This window comes from Sphingomonas bacterium (genome assembly GCF_903642285.1).
GTDB lineage: Bacteria > Pseudomonadota > Alphaproteobacteria > Sphingomonadales > Sphingomonadaceae > Sphingomonas.
Genome location: NZ_CAHJWJ010000020.1, coordinates 12,994 through 27,016, shown reverse-complemented (window position 1 = coordinate 27,016; position 14,023 = coordinate 12,994). Strand labels below are relative to the sequence as shown.

17 protein-coding genes and 1 pseudogene are annotated in these 14,023 nt (G+C 65.5%); 15 read left to right on the top strand and 3 right to left on the bottom strand.

Annotated features, from left to right (window positions below; all coding sequences use genetic code 11):
• The first annotated feature begins 3 nt into the window (after window positions 1-3).
• The 13 genes from HUU99_RS10980 to HUU99_RS10920 all read left to right on the top strand — a co-directional run bounded on the left by HUU99_RS10980 (window position 4) and on the right by HUU99_RS10920 (window position 10,730).
• Entirely contained in the window at window positions 4-2,520 is a 2,517-nt protein-coding gene (locus HUU99_RS10980) for a hypothetical protein (RefSeq protein ID WP_174286629.1), read from the top strand.
• On the top strand, window positions 2,517-3,131 hold the full coding sequence (locus HUU99_RS10975) for a hypothetical protein (protein WP_174286628.1): 615 nt from the start codon (window positions 2,517-2,519) through the stop codon (window positions 3,129-3,131). Before HUU99_RS10980 ends, HUU99_RS10975 begins: the two co-directional genes overlap by 4 nt.
• Window positions 3,131-3,613, top strand: a complete 483-nt coding sequence (locus tag HUU99_RS10970; protein ID WP_174286627.1) for a hypothetical protein — start codon at window positions 3,131-3,133, stop codon at window positions 3,611-3,613. Before HUU99_RS10975 ends, HUU99_RS10970 begins: the two co-directional genes overlap by 1 nt.
• Window positions 3,614-3,616: 3 nt before the next feature.
• Complete coding sequence (locus HUU99_RS10965; protein WP_174286626.1) at window positions 3,617-4,258, top strand: hypothetical protein; 642 nt, start codon at window positions 3,617-3,619, stop codon at window positions 4,256-4,258.
• Window positions 4,245-4,694 carry a DUF6950 family protein gene (locus tag HUU99_RS10960; protein WP_174286625.1) on the top strand — a complete coding sequence of 150 codons (450 nt, stop codon included), beginning with the start codon at window positions 4,245-4,247 and terminating at the stop codon, window positions 4,692-4,694. Before HUU99_RS10965 ends, HUU99_RS10960 begins: the two co-directional genes overlap by 14 nt.
• Window positions 4,691-6,649: a hypothetical protein gene (locus HUU99_RS10955; RefSeq protein ID WP_174286624.1), complete on the top strand. Its 1,959-nt coding sequence runs from the start codon at window positions 4,691-4,693 to the stop codon at window positions 6,647-6,649. The genes HUU99_RS10960 and HUU99_RS10955 overlap by 4 nt, the downstream gene beginning before the upstream one ends.
• A 23-nt stretch (window positions 6,650-6,672) precedes the next feature.
• Window positions 6,673-7,095, top strand: a complete 423-nt coding sequence (locus tag HUU99_RS10950) for a hypothetical protein (protein ID WP_174286623.1) — start codon at window positions 6,673-6,675, stop codon at window positions 7,093-7,095.
• Window positions 7,092-8,663 (top strand): GDSL-type esterase/lipase family protein, encoded by a 1,572-nt coding sequence (locus HUU99_RS10945; RefSeq protein ID WP_174286622.1) that lies wholly within the window; start codon window positions 7,092-7,094, stop codon window positions 8,661-8,663. Before HUU99_RS10950 ends, HUU99_RS10945 begins: the two co-directional genes overlap by 4 nt.
• Window positions 8,660-8,938: a hypothetical protein gene (locus HUU99_RS10940; protein ID WP_174286621.1), complete on the top strand. Its 279-nt coding sequence runs from the start codon at window positions 8,660-8,662 to the stop codon at window positions 8,936-8,938. The genes HUU99_RS10945 and HUU99_RS10940 overlap by 4 nt, the downstream gene beginning before the upstream one ends.
• Window positions 8,928-9,398 carry a hypothetical protein gene (locus tag HUU99_RS10935; RefSeq protein ID WP_174286620.1) on the top strand — a complete coding sequence of 157 codons (471 nt, stop codon included), beginning with the start codon at window positions 8,928-8,930 and terminating at the stop codon, window positions 9,396-9,398. Before HUU99_RS10940 ends, HUU99_RS10935 begins: the two co-directional genes overlap by 11 nt.
• Before the next feature lie 14 nt (window positions 9,399-9,412).
• Window positions 9,413-9,958 carry a glycoside hydrolase family protein gene (locus HUU99_RS10930; protein ID WP_174286619.1) on the top strand — a complete coding sequence of 182 codons (546 nt, stop codon included), beginning with the start codon at window positions 9,413-9,415 and terminating at the stop codon, window positions 9,956-9,958.
• Window positions 9,955-10,227 (top strand): Pam3-gp28 family putative phage holin, encoded by a 273-nt coding sequence (locus HUU99_RS10925; protein WP_174286618.1) that lies wholly within the window; start codon window positions 9,955-9,957, stop codon window positions 10,225-10,227. The genes HUU99_RS10930 and HUU99_RS10925 overlap by 4 nt, the downstream gene beginning before the upstream one ends.
• A 119-nt stretch (window positions 10,228-10,346) precedes the next feature.
• Complete coding sequence (locus tag HUU99_RS10920) at window positions 10,347-10,730, top strand: hypothetical protein (RefSeq protein WP_174286617.1); 384 nt, start codon at window positions 10,347-10,349, stop codon at window positions 10,728-10,730.
• A 91-nt stretch (window positions 10,731-10,821) separates the two neighbouring features.
• Here HUU99_RS10920 and HUU99_RS10915 read toward each other — a convergent pair whose 3' ends face one another.
• Together HUU99_RS10915 and HUU99_RS10910 are read right to left on the bottom strand one after the other, a co-directional pair.
• The gene (locus tag HUU99_RS10915; protein ID WP_174286616.1) at window positions 10,822-11,208 is read right to left on the bottom strand and encodes a type II toxin-antitoxin system HicB family antitoxin; all 387 of its coding nucleotides are present in this window, start codon (window positions 11,206-11,208) and stop codon (window positions 10,822-10,824) included.
• Window positions 11,209-11,263: 55 nt separating this feature from the next.
• Window positions 11,264-11,452 (bottom strand): type II toxin-antitoxin system HicA family toxin, encoded by a 189-nt coding sequence (locus HUU99_RS10910; RefSeq protein WP_174286615.1) that lies wholly within the window; start codon window positions 11,450-11,452, stop codon window positions 11,264-11,266.
• Window positions 11,453-11,734: 282 nt separating this feature from the next.
• Here HUU99_RS10910 and HUU99_RS15590 point away from each other — a divergent pair.
• A pseudogene (locus tag HUU99_RS15590) lies at window positions 11,735-11,989 on the top strand (Arm DNA-binding domain-containing protein); the annotation flags it as partial.
• Between the two features lie 144 nt (window positions 11,990-12,133).
• A complete protein-coding gene (locus HUU99_RS10905; protein WP_254603129.1) occupies window positions 12,134-13,033 on the top strand; it encodes a tyrosine-type recombinase/integrase in 900 nt (299 codons plus the stop codon).
• A gap of 220 nt (window positions 13,034-13,253) precedes the next feature.
• Here HUU99_RS10905 and HUU99_RS10900 read toward each other — a convergent pair whose 3' ends face one another.
• Complete coding sequence (locus HUU99_RS10900; RefSeq protein WP_174286613.1) at window positions 13,254-14,006, bottom strand: hypothetical protein; 753 nt, start codon at window positions 14,004-14,006, stop codon at window positions 13,254-13,256.
• Between the last annotated feature and the right edge of the window lie 17 nt (window positions 14,007-14,023).

Below are 14,023 nucleotides of genomic sequence, written 5' to 3'. Positions count from 1 at the left end.
AGGATGGCCGATCAGGACGCCCGGGCGTTGCTCCTCACGATCCAGGCTAACACCGAGCTCTTACGGTCTAACCTATCAGCGGCTGAACGGGCCGTCGAGGATTTTACGAACCAGACCCAGAAGCACCTTGCAGACAGCGACGCGCGGTTCGAGGTGTTCGGTAAATCGATCGAGAAGCTGGAAGGTCCTCTTGAGCGTCTCAAGCTGATTGGAGAGGGGGCTTTCGCATTCCTGGTCGGTGAAAGCCTGATCGAAAAGGGCAAGCAGGCGCTGGAGTTCGCTGGCAACATCCAGTTCATGGCCACACAGGTCGGCGTTTCAACAGATTTCCTTCAGAAGTTTCGATTTGCCGCGAGCCAGTCGGGTGCTTCAATTGAGGTAACGGATACCTCATTGATCAAGTTTAGCCGCAGTGTCGGTGAGGCGGCGAACGGTAATGCTGGCCTCGTAAAGCGGTTCAATGAATTGGGCGTAGGGGTGCTCGACGCTAAAGGGAAGGTTCGCTCAGTCGAGGCAGTGTTCAATGACACCGCGGACGCCATTTCGAAGATTGACAACCCTGCTCAGAAGACTGCTGCAACGCTCAGCCTATTCGGACGTGGCGCAGCTGCTCTCATTCCAGTCCTTTCCGGAGGGGGGGCGGGGTTCGCCGCGCTGGGCGCGGCCGCCGAACGGCTCGGCATTGTCCTGGGCCCCGAACTTATTGAGCACGCCGAAGACGTAAATCACAAGATGGCTGCTCTGAAGCTGATCCTAGACGCGCAAATGGCATCGGCAGTCGCTCAAAATGCAGGTGCGATCGCCCAAGTCGCGGAATCCCTCGTCAAAGCCGCGGGTGGCGTTGCCCAGTTTCTTGCGGGCCACCCAGAAAGGGCGCTTGCAATTCTCGGCGGTCTTGCCGGTGCACGGGTCGGCGGCCCCTACGGGGCAGCCGTCGGCGCAGCGGCGGGGTACCTTTACGGCGAACATCTAAAAACAGAACAAGATGATGAAAGCACCGACCTTGGGGTTCGGCGATCCCGGCTAAGTGAGGCTCGCGAAGCTTACCACGCGGCTCGTACATACCGCCCGACCGAAACATTTATGCGAGATGGCGTGGGCAGCCCGACGCCGTCGGTCAATCTCGAACCCGCGCGCGCAGAACTGCAAAAGCAGTTGTCTCTTATGTCGCACGCCATCGCGGTGGCTGGAAAGCCAAAAGCCAAAGGCGGCCGTGGCAGTAAACGTGCCGGCGTCAGCAATCCGGACACCACGAAGCCGAAAAAGGGCAAGTCGCAGGATCAGCTCGACCGCGAGGCCGAAGCCGCTCGGCAGAAGGCGTTGCGCGAGGATTCCGCGTATACCGCCGAGCTGGCGCGCACGCACAACGATTATGAGAAGGCCGAAGCGGCGCTACTCGACACCGCGCGCTCTCAGTTGAACGCCGAACTTGAGGCGCTCCAGATCTCGGCCGACGCGAAAGACAAGGAAATCGATAACCAGGTCGCCGAAGGCAAGATTACGAAGGCCAAGGGCGATCACCTCAAGAATCTGATCGATCTGACGGAGGCCGACCAGGAGGAACTGGCCCGACGCAAGTACCAGGCCCGGTTGATCGACGAAGCAGCGGCGCGCGAAGCGCTACAGGTTCAGGGCGCGGTCGCGCTGCTGCAACTGGACGATCGCCTCACCACGACCCGTCAGCAGCGGGTCGCGATCGAGCTTCGGCTTCTCGCCTACCAGGAACAGCAGGCGATCGCCGAGCAGCAGCGGATCATCGACGACAACAAGAGCACGCCCAATTCCGAGGCGGCCACGAACGCGCAGACCACGATCGGCCAGATCAAGGCGCAATCGGGCCGTAATCAGGACATCGTGCGGCAGCAGAACCAGAGCCCGCTCGATTCGTACCGGCAGCAGTTGGTCAGCGCGGTGGGCAGCACCGATGCCCTGAACGATTCCCTGCAGAGCGTTCAGGTCGACGGTCTGAAGGGGCTGCAGGACGGCTTCGTCGGGGTCGTCGAAGGCACGAAGACGCTCACCAGCGCCTTCCACGACATGGCCGCCTCGATCATCGGTGATCTCCTGAAGATCGGCGCGGAGAAGGTGATCCTGAGCGTGCTGGGGTTCGCAGATGGTGGATCGGTGCCGAATGTCCTCCACCTGGCCGGCGGCGGCAACGTGTTCGGCGCTGGCGGTCCGCGCGATGACAAGGTGCCCGCGATGCTGTCGGCAGGCGAATATGTGATCAACGCGGCCGCGGCATCGCGGCACCGCCATTTGGTCGAGGCGATCAACTCGGACAGCCTCCCGCATTTCGCGGACGGGGGGCTTGTCCCCAACATCCGGATGCCGTCGATGGGATCGTTCGCCCGGGCGTCGGCTGCGCCGCAGGTGATCTACGTCCAGGTCGATAAGTCCGAATTGTTCGACACCCACGTTACGCGGCTTGCTGCACCGCTCGCGCAGGCCGCGATGGTCGGCGGCGCGGCGCAAGCGCAACAGGATCTGGCCGATCGGCAGATGGCGGCGATCCCATGACCGATCCCATCGCCGGACCGATCTTGCTACCGAGCAACCCCGGCCTGCAGACCGACGGTGTTACCATGCTCGACTGGGGCGGTCCGCTGTCCCCGGTTAACGGCGGCGCGGTGCAGACCCTAATGCGGCTCGGCACGCGCCACGCGCTGGAGTTCACGATCCCGACCATGCCGACTGAGCCGCTCGGGCGACAGTGGGCGGCGCTGCTACGGCTGGCGAAGCTCTACGGCGCTCTGCTGCCGTTCGGGCAGGATGGGTTCAAGGTAGGAGCGCCCGGCGCGCCGGTGGTGGCTGGGGCCGGGCAATCCGGTTCGCTGCTGGCAATCCGAGGCTTCACTACCGGCTACGCGGCGAAGATCGGGCAGGCCTTCAGCATCGTCCATGGCGGCCGGCGCTATCTGCACTTCGTTGCGACGCAGGGCCTGTCGGTCGACGGAACACTCACGCTGGCCATCTTCCCGATGCTCCGTATCATCCCGGCCGATGGCGATGTGTGCGAGTTCGCGCGGCCGATGATCCAAGGTAGCCTGTCGGGTCAGCCGCCCAAATGGTCGCGCCAGACAGCGCCATGGAGCGACTTCGGCACGATCACCATATCGGAGGATGAATGATGGCCGATGCAAATGACGCTGCCCGCGCGATCGCCCGGCTCGACTATGAAGCCCTCACCGCCGAAGCTGCCCAGTTTCAGCAGCGGCAGCTCGCGCTCGTCGATCGTGCACTTCAGAGCCTGATGCTCATTAACGGCGGCGCCCTCGTCGCGCTGTTCACACTGATTGGCAGCAAGGCATCCCTGCATGTTCACACGCAGACCCTATGGGATTCCTTCGTCCTGTTCGCCGCTGGCATGTGCTGCACACTGTTGGCGAATTTCGCAGCGTTCTTCGCCCAGGGGCTCTACTATCAGTCGAGCCAATTTCAGGCATGGAACGCCCAACAGCGGGCGCATGACGTCCCCGAGACGCACGACTTCAAATCACCGCATCGGGCGGGCGATCGTAGCGAGATCATCGGCATCTTCGCCGCGTTCGCCGCGCTGGCCGCGTTCATCACCGGGTGCGCCTTCGCATTCGCGGGCGTCGTTCCGGCCTAACCAGTGTCCGAACTGCCACCAGCCCTCGCCGCTGCGCTTCGCGGCGATCGTCCCCTGCTGTTCGGATCGGTCGAAATTGCTCTGCCCGGCTACGACTTATTGCTATTGGACGGCGCAGGCCAACTCATGGTTGGCAACCGTCTCTTCGTCGGTCGGGACCCCACCTATGGCGTGCTCGACACGATCAAGGGTCTCGCCGATACGATGGGCGACCAGGCACCGGCGGTCACGCTTGGCCTGATTCCGGCCGGCAACACTGCGCTCGCGCAGCTGCTCGACCCGTCGGTGCAAGGCTCGGCGGTCACGATCGCAATGGGCTGCATCGACATTGCGGCAGGTACTGCGGTCAGTGCGCCCTACGTGCTGTTCACCGGCGAACTGGACGTGCCAACCGTCAACTGGGACGCGAACGATCGCCGGATCGATTACAAGGTGACCAGCGTAGCGGAGCGACTGTTCACGACGGAGGAAGGTCGCCGACTATCGGACGCGTTCCACCAGAAGGTCTGGCCGGGCGAGCTGGGCATGGCCTTCGTGACCGATGTCGAGACGTGGGTCCCGTGGGGCCAGAAGCTCGACACGACGGCGATCGAGACGCGCACGAACATCCCCACCTACGGGAACAGCACCAATGGTCGAACCTGAGGGCGAACCGCACGCGCTCGTCGTCAGGCGCGATGCCGCACAGCGCACGCTCGACCTTTGGTCAAAGCGTCCCATGCGTCTCGGCGAAAGCGATTGCGTGCGGATGGTCGCCGCCCATCTTCGGTTGCTTGGCTACAAGGTGAAGCTGCCACCCAAGGGATCGTATCGCAGCGTCAACTCGGCGCTGAAGGCATTGCGTGAGGCTGGGCACGCGACGATCGGCGATGCGCTCGACGCGATGGGCCTCGCCCGCATCACGCCCGCGGCGACGATCGTCGGCGACGTGATCCTGATGCCGGCCGAGCACGATCTCGGCGCGCTGGTCGTCGCGATGGGCAACGGACGTGTGGCTGGATGGCATGACGACTATGCTGACGGCGTCGTCGTCATGCAGCCGCTCCAGATGGTGGCGGCCTGGCGGGCGAATCCCCGGTGAAGGTGCTCAAGATTGCCGCGATCGTCGTGGGCGCTGCGGCGCTGGCCTTCACCGGTTTGGGCCTTGCGCTGGACTTCTCCCTAGGCGCGACCTTGGGCGCGCTTGGCGGCGTGGCCGGCGCGATCGGCCTAAGTGGTGTGGCGGCTACGGCATTTACGGGTTTAATTGCTGGCGCGGCCCTGTACGACATTGCGGGTATCGCGAGTTTGATTCTGCCGAAGCCCAGTCAGGGCGGAAACCAGATCAAATGGAAGCCCGACCCCTATGCCGGCATCCCCTATGCGATGGGGCGGACGCTGGTAGGCGGGAACATTGTGTATCGTCGTGGATCGGGCGGCGAAAACACCTATGAGAATTTCGTGACGGTGCTGTCGCTCGGCCCGATCCAGTCACTCGACACTACGTTCATGAACAAGACGACGGTGACGTTCGACGCCGATGGCGCGAACAACGGCAACGCGAACGGGACCTATTCGGGGCAGATATGGCAGAGCTGGCAGGCTGGCCAATGCCCCGAGGTCGCAGCCATGCAGCCCCGTGTCGGGGCCGCGCCAGGCTGGACCGCTCAGCACAAGCTGTCGGGCCTCGCTGCGACCTTCCTGACGTTCAAATACGACACCCGAACGACGAATGGCCTGACGACCGAGCCGGCCCCCGGCTGGATCGGCCATTGGGTAAAGGTATACGACCCCCGCCTGGACAGCACGTATCCCGGTGGGAACGGGCCATGCCGGGCGTTCGACGAGGCAACCTATGTCTGGTCGGAGAACCCGCACCTGCATGGGCTGACCTGGGCGATGGGTCGCTATCAGAACGGGGTTCGCGTGGCCGGCATCGGTGCGGGCAATCCCGTCCCGGGTGGAGCAGTCACCGCGGTCGACGTCGCCAGCTTCGTGGAGGGTGCCAATCTCAACGATGCGCGGGGATGGACGCTCGGGGGTCAAGTCGTCACCCGCCCGGACACGCTCTGGAATAGTCTGAAGTCGATGCTGCAGGCGGGCGGCGCGCAGCCGGCGCTGATCGGCGGGGTCATCACCGCGATCAATCGCGCGCCACGCGTGAGCCTCGCGACGATCACGCGGTCGGATATCGTCGGCAAATGCACCTTCAGCGCGACCCAGCCGCGCCGCGCGCGGATCAACGGGATCATCCCGCAGTACCGGTCGGAAGAACATGATTGGGAAATGGTGTCGGCGTCCGAAGTTTCGGTTGCGGCCTATGTCGCGCTCGATGGCGACGAGCGAACGAAAGAGATAGCCTATCCGCTCGTCCAGGACGTCAACCAGGTCGCACAGCTCGCCGCCTACGACATCTGCGATGCGCGCGAGGCCGGGCCGGGATCGATCCCGCTCAAGCCGTGGTGGCTGAACTACAAGGTCGGTGATTGCGTCACGTTCAGCCCCGAAGACGGTTTTTCGATCAAGGTTATGATCACCGGCCGCGCGATCGAGGCGCAATCGGGCGTCGTCACCTATACCGCGCGCGGCGAGACGGACGCGAAGCACGGCTACGCGCTCGGCCAGACGGGGCAGGCACCGCCGATCGTCGCGCTGGCCTACAGCACCGCCGTCACCGCGCCCGACGCGGCCGACTGGACGCTCTCCGCCGGCACCGACGCGATCCCGTCGCTGATCCTGACGGGAGCGGTAGGCAACAGCTCGGCCGAGGCGGTGATTTTCGAATATCGGGTCGTCGGCACCGAGACGTGGATCGCGGCAGGCGTGATGCAGCCCAGCACGACCAGCGCCGTCATCACCGTGCCGCCCGGCGCTCAGTACGAGGCCGCGGTGAGCTACCGCGTGCGCGGCGTTACCGGCAACCGACTGGTCCTCCAGCCGGTCACCTCCGGCGCGATCGGAGGCGTCGCCACCAGTGTGGATGCTGCCGACCTCCAGTCGCAGATCGACGACATCCGCGATCAGCTAAAGACGAAGGACGGCGCGCCGTCCTCCTGACACGCCCCTAACCGGAGCACGCCATGCCAGTATTCCAGACGCTCACCGCGTCGCGCAACGCGACATGGGCACCCCCGCTCGTCTTCATCTACACGGGAGCCCAACTACCGCTGACCGGGGGCCACATCGCGATGCAACTGCGCCTCTACGGCGGCGCGCCAGGCGATGCGCTGCTGACGCTTAATCCCGTTCCTTTCACGGATACGCTGGCCAGCGGCACGCCTGGCGGCCCTGACGAGGTTCGATTGCTGACGCTGTCGCCGCGCGTCGATCCCGGCGATCCTGCCGATCCGGCCGCTGGCACCTGGGCGAACATGCCGCCCCCGCCCGAGGCAGGCGACCCACTCACCTTAGTTTTCGACATCCGCATCACCTACGCCGACGGGATCTCCGAGATCCTGTCGAGCGGCTCCTTCAATCTCTCGCCGGGAGTGACCCTCGTATGACCCTCGCCAATCAGCTAATCAGCGCGAGCGTGCCTGGCCTGCGCGGTCCTGGCCTCACCGGCGACGATCGCACGCTCGTCACGACGGCTGCAGCTCAAGCGCTCGGGGCGGCGCTCGGCAACATCGCCGGCGCGGCGACCGCCCCCGGCTATGTCGCCACCGACGGCACCACGGGTAACATCGACACGGTGTGGCTGCACTCCCCCGCGACTCTTGCGCTCGGCGCGGGCGTGACGATCAGCTATTCCAACCTCTTCGCCGATCCGGGAATGAACGTGCTTTCGTTCTATGCACAGGACGGCACTTTTATATCGGGCGTATCGTCGGCCACTCATGGTGTCGTCGCCGATACAGTGACGCCGCCACCCAACTCCGCCTCGATGCACATTTGCTACGGAACGGCCACCGCGCCGATCATTCGCATAAATCCTCCGGCCACGACCCTGACCCCCGAGGATTACGCAGGAAACTTAGCCGGGCTCGCCACGACCAAGGGCTACATAGCCAACGACGGCACTTCGGCCAACGCCGACGTGAATTGGCTGAACAGCCCCAAACTGGCGGTCACGACACCACGCATCGTCCGCTTCAGCCTACCGAGCGGCGCGGCGAACATGAATCCGGTCAGCTTCTACGCTGCCGACGGCAGCTACCTGTCGGGTGTTCCCGGCTCGAGACTCAGCGGGCAGGTCGCCGTCCCGGACGCCGCAACGACGATGCAGCTCTGCAAGCCGAAAGCGGGACAATCCTTCTTCAGCTACACCGCGCCCGCCGCCAAAGCACCGTTCCTGGTGCCCTCGGACTGGGTCTACATGCACGGCGATAGCCGCTCGTCGACCGATTACACCTTCAACGCCGACGAGATGGCGGCGGCGCTGGGCTGCAATGTCCACACCGGCGGCTTCTCGGGTCATACGGTGGCGCAGAACGCCAGCGACGCCGAACTGGGTGCGATCTTCGCGTTCACGCCGACGCCTGAGCTCATCACCGTCCTGCCGGGCGGCAATGACAGCGGTGCCGCCGGGACAGTCGGCACCTTCTCGGCGGCCAGCGTAAATGGCATCGGCGGCGAGGCGGTAGTCACGCCGACCGATATCACCGCCGACTATGCCGGCACCAGCTTCATCCAGGCTGTCGACCACCAGATGCGCAAGATACAGGCGCACTATCGCAATGTCCGCGCACGCGCCGGCCTTACGGGTAGCGAGACCGAGGATCAGAAGAACGCCAAGATCGACGCGGTGACGCTGCCGCTACTGGTGTTCTTCACGGATGCCCCGCAGCAGCGCTCTGCCGATGCCTCATGGGGCACGCCGGCAGACTTGGCGCGCAAGGCCAATGCGGTCCGCGAAGCCGCTGCGCGCAATGGCGTGCTGGTCGCGGACTCGATGGCGCTCGACTGGGACATGACGCTGGAGGTTGCGTTCCCTGGCCCAGCGAGCGTTGGCGGAGCGACGAATAAGGCGATCAACCAGGGGAACTTCTACATGGACGGCCTGCACCCCAATCGTTTCGGGTGGCGCCGACTGGCGCTGCTTCTCGCGGGGGTGCTGGGAATGGCATCGTGACCGCGCTCGCCATGCTGGTCGATGATGCGACGTGGCGGACCGTCGATCCGTGGATGTGGGGGCTGTGCATCCTATGCATGATCCCGGCGGCCTGGCGTGTGATTTGCGGAAAGGGCCGTTCGCTGGACGCGATCTGGGCGGTGGCGGGGCTATTGGCGGTCAACCGCGAGTCTTTCCTGTTTCGCGTGAACCCGGCGCTGTCCCATGCGAGCGCCGCGATCCTCGCTCTGGTGCTGGCCGGGTTCTCGATCTGGTACCAGCGCCATGACGGCTAACCCGCTTCACATCGCCGCGCAGGGCGGCTGGTCGTGGACCACCGTCGGGGTCGGCCTGCTCAACCTGCTCGTCGGCGGTGCGCTGGTGGCGTGGATCAAGCAGCGGCCGAAAATGCGCGAGCTCGAGCAGAACGCGGAGGGCAAATTGCGGGACGATCTCATGGAGCGCGTCCGCAAGCTGGAAGCCGATGCGACCGCGCAAGCCGCGCTACGCGAGGCCGAGCGGGCTCGGCACGAGGCCGAGATGAAGATCATGCGCCACCGGGTCAATAATAGTGACCAATGCCTGGATGCGCTGTTGCTGCTGCTCAAGACCGCGCCAGAGAAGGTCAACCAAGCCGTCCAGCATATCGAAGAAATGCGGACTCGCCAGCGCGGGGAGATCGCAGCGGAAAAGGGTGCGCAGGCCGGCGCGCAGGTCGCAGTGACAGCCGTCCTGCCGCTGATCACACCCGCCTGAAAAGGAGAACATCGATGGCAATCGAACAGCCGCCCCGACCGGGCGCGGCCGCATCGTCGCGCGCGCCGGCTATTGGCGGGGCAATAAGGCTCGCGGCGATCGGCGCGCTCGTGCTTTCGCTGGCGACGAGCGGCATAAAGCCCGACGAAGGCAAGGCGAACCGGACCTATCTCGATATCGCGAAGGTACCGACCTATTGCTATGGCCACGCGGACCGGTCGGCCAAGGTCGGCACGATGCGCACGGACGCCCAGTGCGACGCGCTGCTGGCGACCGACGTCCGGCGCGAGCAGCTGGGCGTCGCGGCCTGCGTCCCCGGTTTGCGCGTCCGGCCTTACCAGTGGGCGGCCTCGACCCGCCTCGCGCATAACATCGGCATCTCAGGCTTCTGCCACTCGGGTGCGGCGATCCACTTCAACCGCGGCGACTGGCGCGGCGGATGCGACCTGTTCCTGCCGTGGGATAAGGCGCGGATCGGCGGCCAGGTCGTCGCGGTCGCTGGCCTCGCGGCACGCCGGCAGCGCGAGCGGGCGCAGTGCCTGACGGGGTTGCCGGCATGACCGATAGCCCTTCGCCCGCATCGTCCGCTTGGCGCGCGATCGCCGGTGCTATCGTCCGTCATGGCATCACGATCGCCGGCAGCTACCTCGCGCATCGCGGCTGGGTCGACCAGGACGTCGCGACCAGCGCCGTCGCTCCTATCGCCGAGCAGATCGTCGGCTTCGGGGCCGCGGTTGGTGCTGCCGGTTGGGCGGCGTTTCGCGCCCGAGCCGCGCACTGGCGCTGGGTCCGCGCTCTGTACGCGCCTGCGCTGCTGCCGCCCGCCTGAACCGCGCATACCAGCGCATCACCCATCCGATCAGTCGTCGCATCCGCACGCTCGTAGCAGCGCACGGACCGCGGTCGGCTGAACGCGAAAGCTATCCCTCGTTCACAAAGGAGAACATCATGTTCGGACTGCATCTTCTCACGACCGCGCGCGTCGCGGCGCTCTCCCAACTTGGCCACGACGTCGGCGCGGCTGCTGCGTCGGGCCTCACCACGGCGGTGACCCTTGCCGCCCAGGCCGGCAACCCGATCGGAGCCGCGGCTCGCGTCGCGATCGACCTCGCCGAATCGACCGGTAAGACCGGTCCCGAAAAGAAGGCCGACGCAGCGACCGCGGTCGGCCAGGTCGTCGTCTCCGAGGCTGCACGCGGCGGCTTCTCCGCTGCTGTGACGGACGCCGAGAACTTCGCCGGTCTGGTCATCGAGGAGGTTCTGTCCTCGATCAAGAAGACGCCGCTCGTCGCGATCGGTGCCGCGCTTCTGAAGCTGCTCGGCGCCAGCTGAGGGTCGACGCGACTTAGGTACCGAATATGCGAGAACGGGTATCATACCCGTTCTCGCCGACGGCCCGGGCGGAGGGCGCCTCCGCCTTACTTCAGGCCATGGCCGCAAGTTTGGCGCGCGCCGCTTCCGCTAGGAAGCCGGATCGGTTCTTCGCAATCCTGTCGATCCTAGCGAGCAAGCCCTCGTCGATCGAGACCTGCACCCGAACCGCCCGGCCGGGGCGCTCCCCACGGACCAGCAGACGCGCCACCTCATCAACCTCCGGATCGTGCTCGATCGTGTCCAGGTCGGACGGCGCGGGGATCGCATCTCCCTCTTCCGCGGAGACAGCCAAGTGCCCGCTCAAGGCCTCTTCCGCGCCCAGCGCAGCGTCTTGGATGGTTCCCCCTGCCGACGTGCAGCCGGGGAGGTCAGGGAAGAACACGCTGTAACCTTGACCGGCGCGCTCGATGATTGCGGGATAGTGGACGGTGGCCATCTTCGTTCCTTTCGTTCCGCCTGTCGGGCGCGCATCGCGTGTCCGAAGGATCGCATCAGCGGAGGCGCACTCCGCTTTGTCTCTCGATGCTCTTTATCGTGCCGATCGCCATCTCCGCCTTGGGATGAGGAACCGTCACGGTGCCGGGCTTCGTCGGGTGGCGGAACTGCTTATGGCTGCCGGTCTGGCGGACCTCGGTCCACCCGTCCTTGACCAGCATCTTGATGATTTCGCCGCTTCGCATCACCGTCTCCCGATGTGTAATCACTACACAATGCAGACCCGGGCGCAAGCGTTTATGTGTATCGATTACACAATCTCGACTGATAGCGGTCAGATGGGTACCGGACACGGACATTGCGGGTACCGACCCGCGGAGATTGGCGGTTTTCCGTGGCCCGGGCGGAGGGTTTCTCCGCCGAGATGGCGGGGCCAGCTATTCTCTGCCGGCCGGGCCCGGGCGGCGAGCAGATAGAGATACCGGACGAAAATCTTGTTTGATCGCTAATTCGCGCGAACGCCGCGGATGACCGAAAATCCGCGGAAATCCGCGCTCCCCTTTCTTGATCGCCTTTTGATCCTGGAGCCCCACATGCTCACAAACGCCGCCGTTAAGGCCGCGCGGCCGCGCGCGGCCGCCTACAAGATCGCCGACGAGCGCGGTCTGCACCTGTTTGTTGCGCCGAACGGGCGGCGCTCGTTCCGCTGGCGCTTCCGCGTCGACGGGCGCGAGCAGCTGCTGACGTTCGGCACCTGGCCCGAGATCTCGCTTGCCGACGCCCGGGCCCAGTGCGACGCCGCGCGCGAGGTTCACGCGCGCGGCGGCGATCCGCGTGCGAATATGCATCGTGGCGATGCAAATACGCATGGCCATGGCGCAGAATGCATGACGCTTGAGGCGATCGGCCGACGCTGGCATGCGCACATGCTTCCGCGCTGGACGCCGGTGCACGCCGGCGACGTCCTCGCGAGCCTCGAGCGCGATGTCTTCTTAGCGATCGGCGCGATGCCGATCCGCGCGATCACCGCGCCGGTGGTGCTGACCGCCCTGCGTTCAGTCGAGGGGAGGGGTCGGCTTGAGACTGCTCGCCGGGTCCGCCAGCGGATTTCGGGGATCTTCGCGTTCGCGATGTCCGAGGGACTTGTCGATAGCGACCCCGCGGCGATCGTCGGCCGCGCCCTGGTGCCGCCGCCGCCCAAGCGCAACCACGCGGCGCTCCTCGAGGTCGACGATGCGCGCGGGCTCCTGGCGGCGGCCGAGCTGCTCGACGCCGCGCCGATGATCAAGCTGGCGTCTCGGTATCTCGCGCTCACGTCGGTCCGCCTCGCCGGCGTGCGCGGCGCGACCTGGGCGGAGATCGAAGACCTCGACGGTGCCGTGCCGATCTGGCGCGTGCCAGCGGCGCGCATGAAACTCGCGGCGGCGAAGAAGCGCGATCCCAAGAACGACCATGTCGTTCCGCTGGCGCGCCAGGCAGTGGCGGTTCTCCGGGCCGCGGGCGAGAATGGGTATGATACCCGATCTCCGGATGCGCTGATCTTCGCCGGGCCCGGTGGCGCGGCGATCGGCGAGGCGGCGATCGGCGAGCTCTACAAGCGGACGAGTTTCGCCGGGCGCCACGTCCCTCACGGCTGGCGGGCAACATTCTCGACGTTGATGAACGAGGCGGGGAAGTTCGATCGACTGCTGATCGAGAGGGCGCTGGCGCACGCACCGAAGGACAAGGTCGCTGCAGCCTACGATCGGAGCCAGCAGCTGCTGCAGCTCCGCACGCTGTTCCAGGAATGGGCGGATACGATCGACCCCGCCGCGATCGATCTCTGAAAGGTCGCCGCTGGCGTGCCGCCCGAAGAAGCGTGGCACGGTTCGTGCTCTCCCCCGTCGGCGGCCCGGGGCGGCGCAAGCCGCCACGTTCCGACAGCCGGGTCTTGGCTATCGGGTGGGTGTGTCGTGCGGTTTCGGCCGGGGGATAATCAAATTTGCGCGTCGCGAAGCGACTCCTTTTATTCTTTAACCTGTAGAGCCAGCGGGCTCCGCCAAGATGTCACCCCGGTGCTGCGTTCAGCGCCAATTGGGTGGCGAACGCGAGCGATCGCGCCTCTTCGTCGGCGTAACTGGGCGGCGGCGCGGCCAAGCGCGCAAGTGCGATCGCCCAGCCGACCGGATTAAGGATCGAGGGCGACCGCCGTGGCGGCCGAGTGCGCTTCACAAGCGGCGTTCGCTTCAGAGGCAGCTGCTCCTTTGCGGCGCGGGCAGCCGCCTTGCTCTCCATGCGTGCCACGATTTCGTCGAATTGTTTGCGGAGCCACGGGACCAGCTCCTCTCGCGAGAACCAGTAGATATCGGATATCTGGATGTGCGCATCGACGCCCGGTCGGCCGGGCAGGCCCGAGGGCACCGAGCGATGTACGAACGAGATCAGGCCGAGCTCCGCAAGTCCCGCCTTGAGCCGATGCCACTGGCGTTCACACGCCCCGCTGCTCTCGGCGATCTGGCTGGCGGCCAGATCGTTCGTTCCCGTGTAGTGATCGAAGCCTTTCTTGGAATCGAAGATCGTTCGGAGAAAGGCGAGGCCGGCGCGGGTGATGAGGCCTTGGCTGTAGCGGACTGCGTTAGCGGTGGTCTTCTGCACCTGCTCGGCAAGCTCTAGCAGCGCGGCTATCTCCCTCTGGGAAGATTCGAGCGTGCCGTCGCCCAGTGAGCCGGCACCCTGTGCCTTCGGACTGTCTATGTCATACGTATTGGCGCGCACGCGGCTGCGGCCACGGCGTTGAGATGTGACGGTGTCTGCAGACATCGTTCCGGCCCCCATGG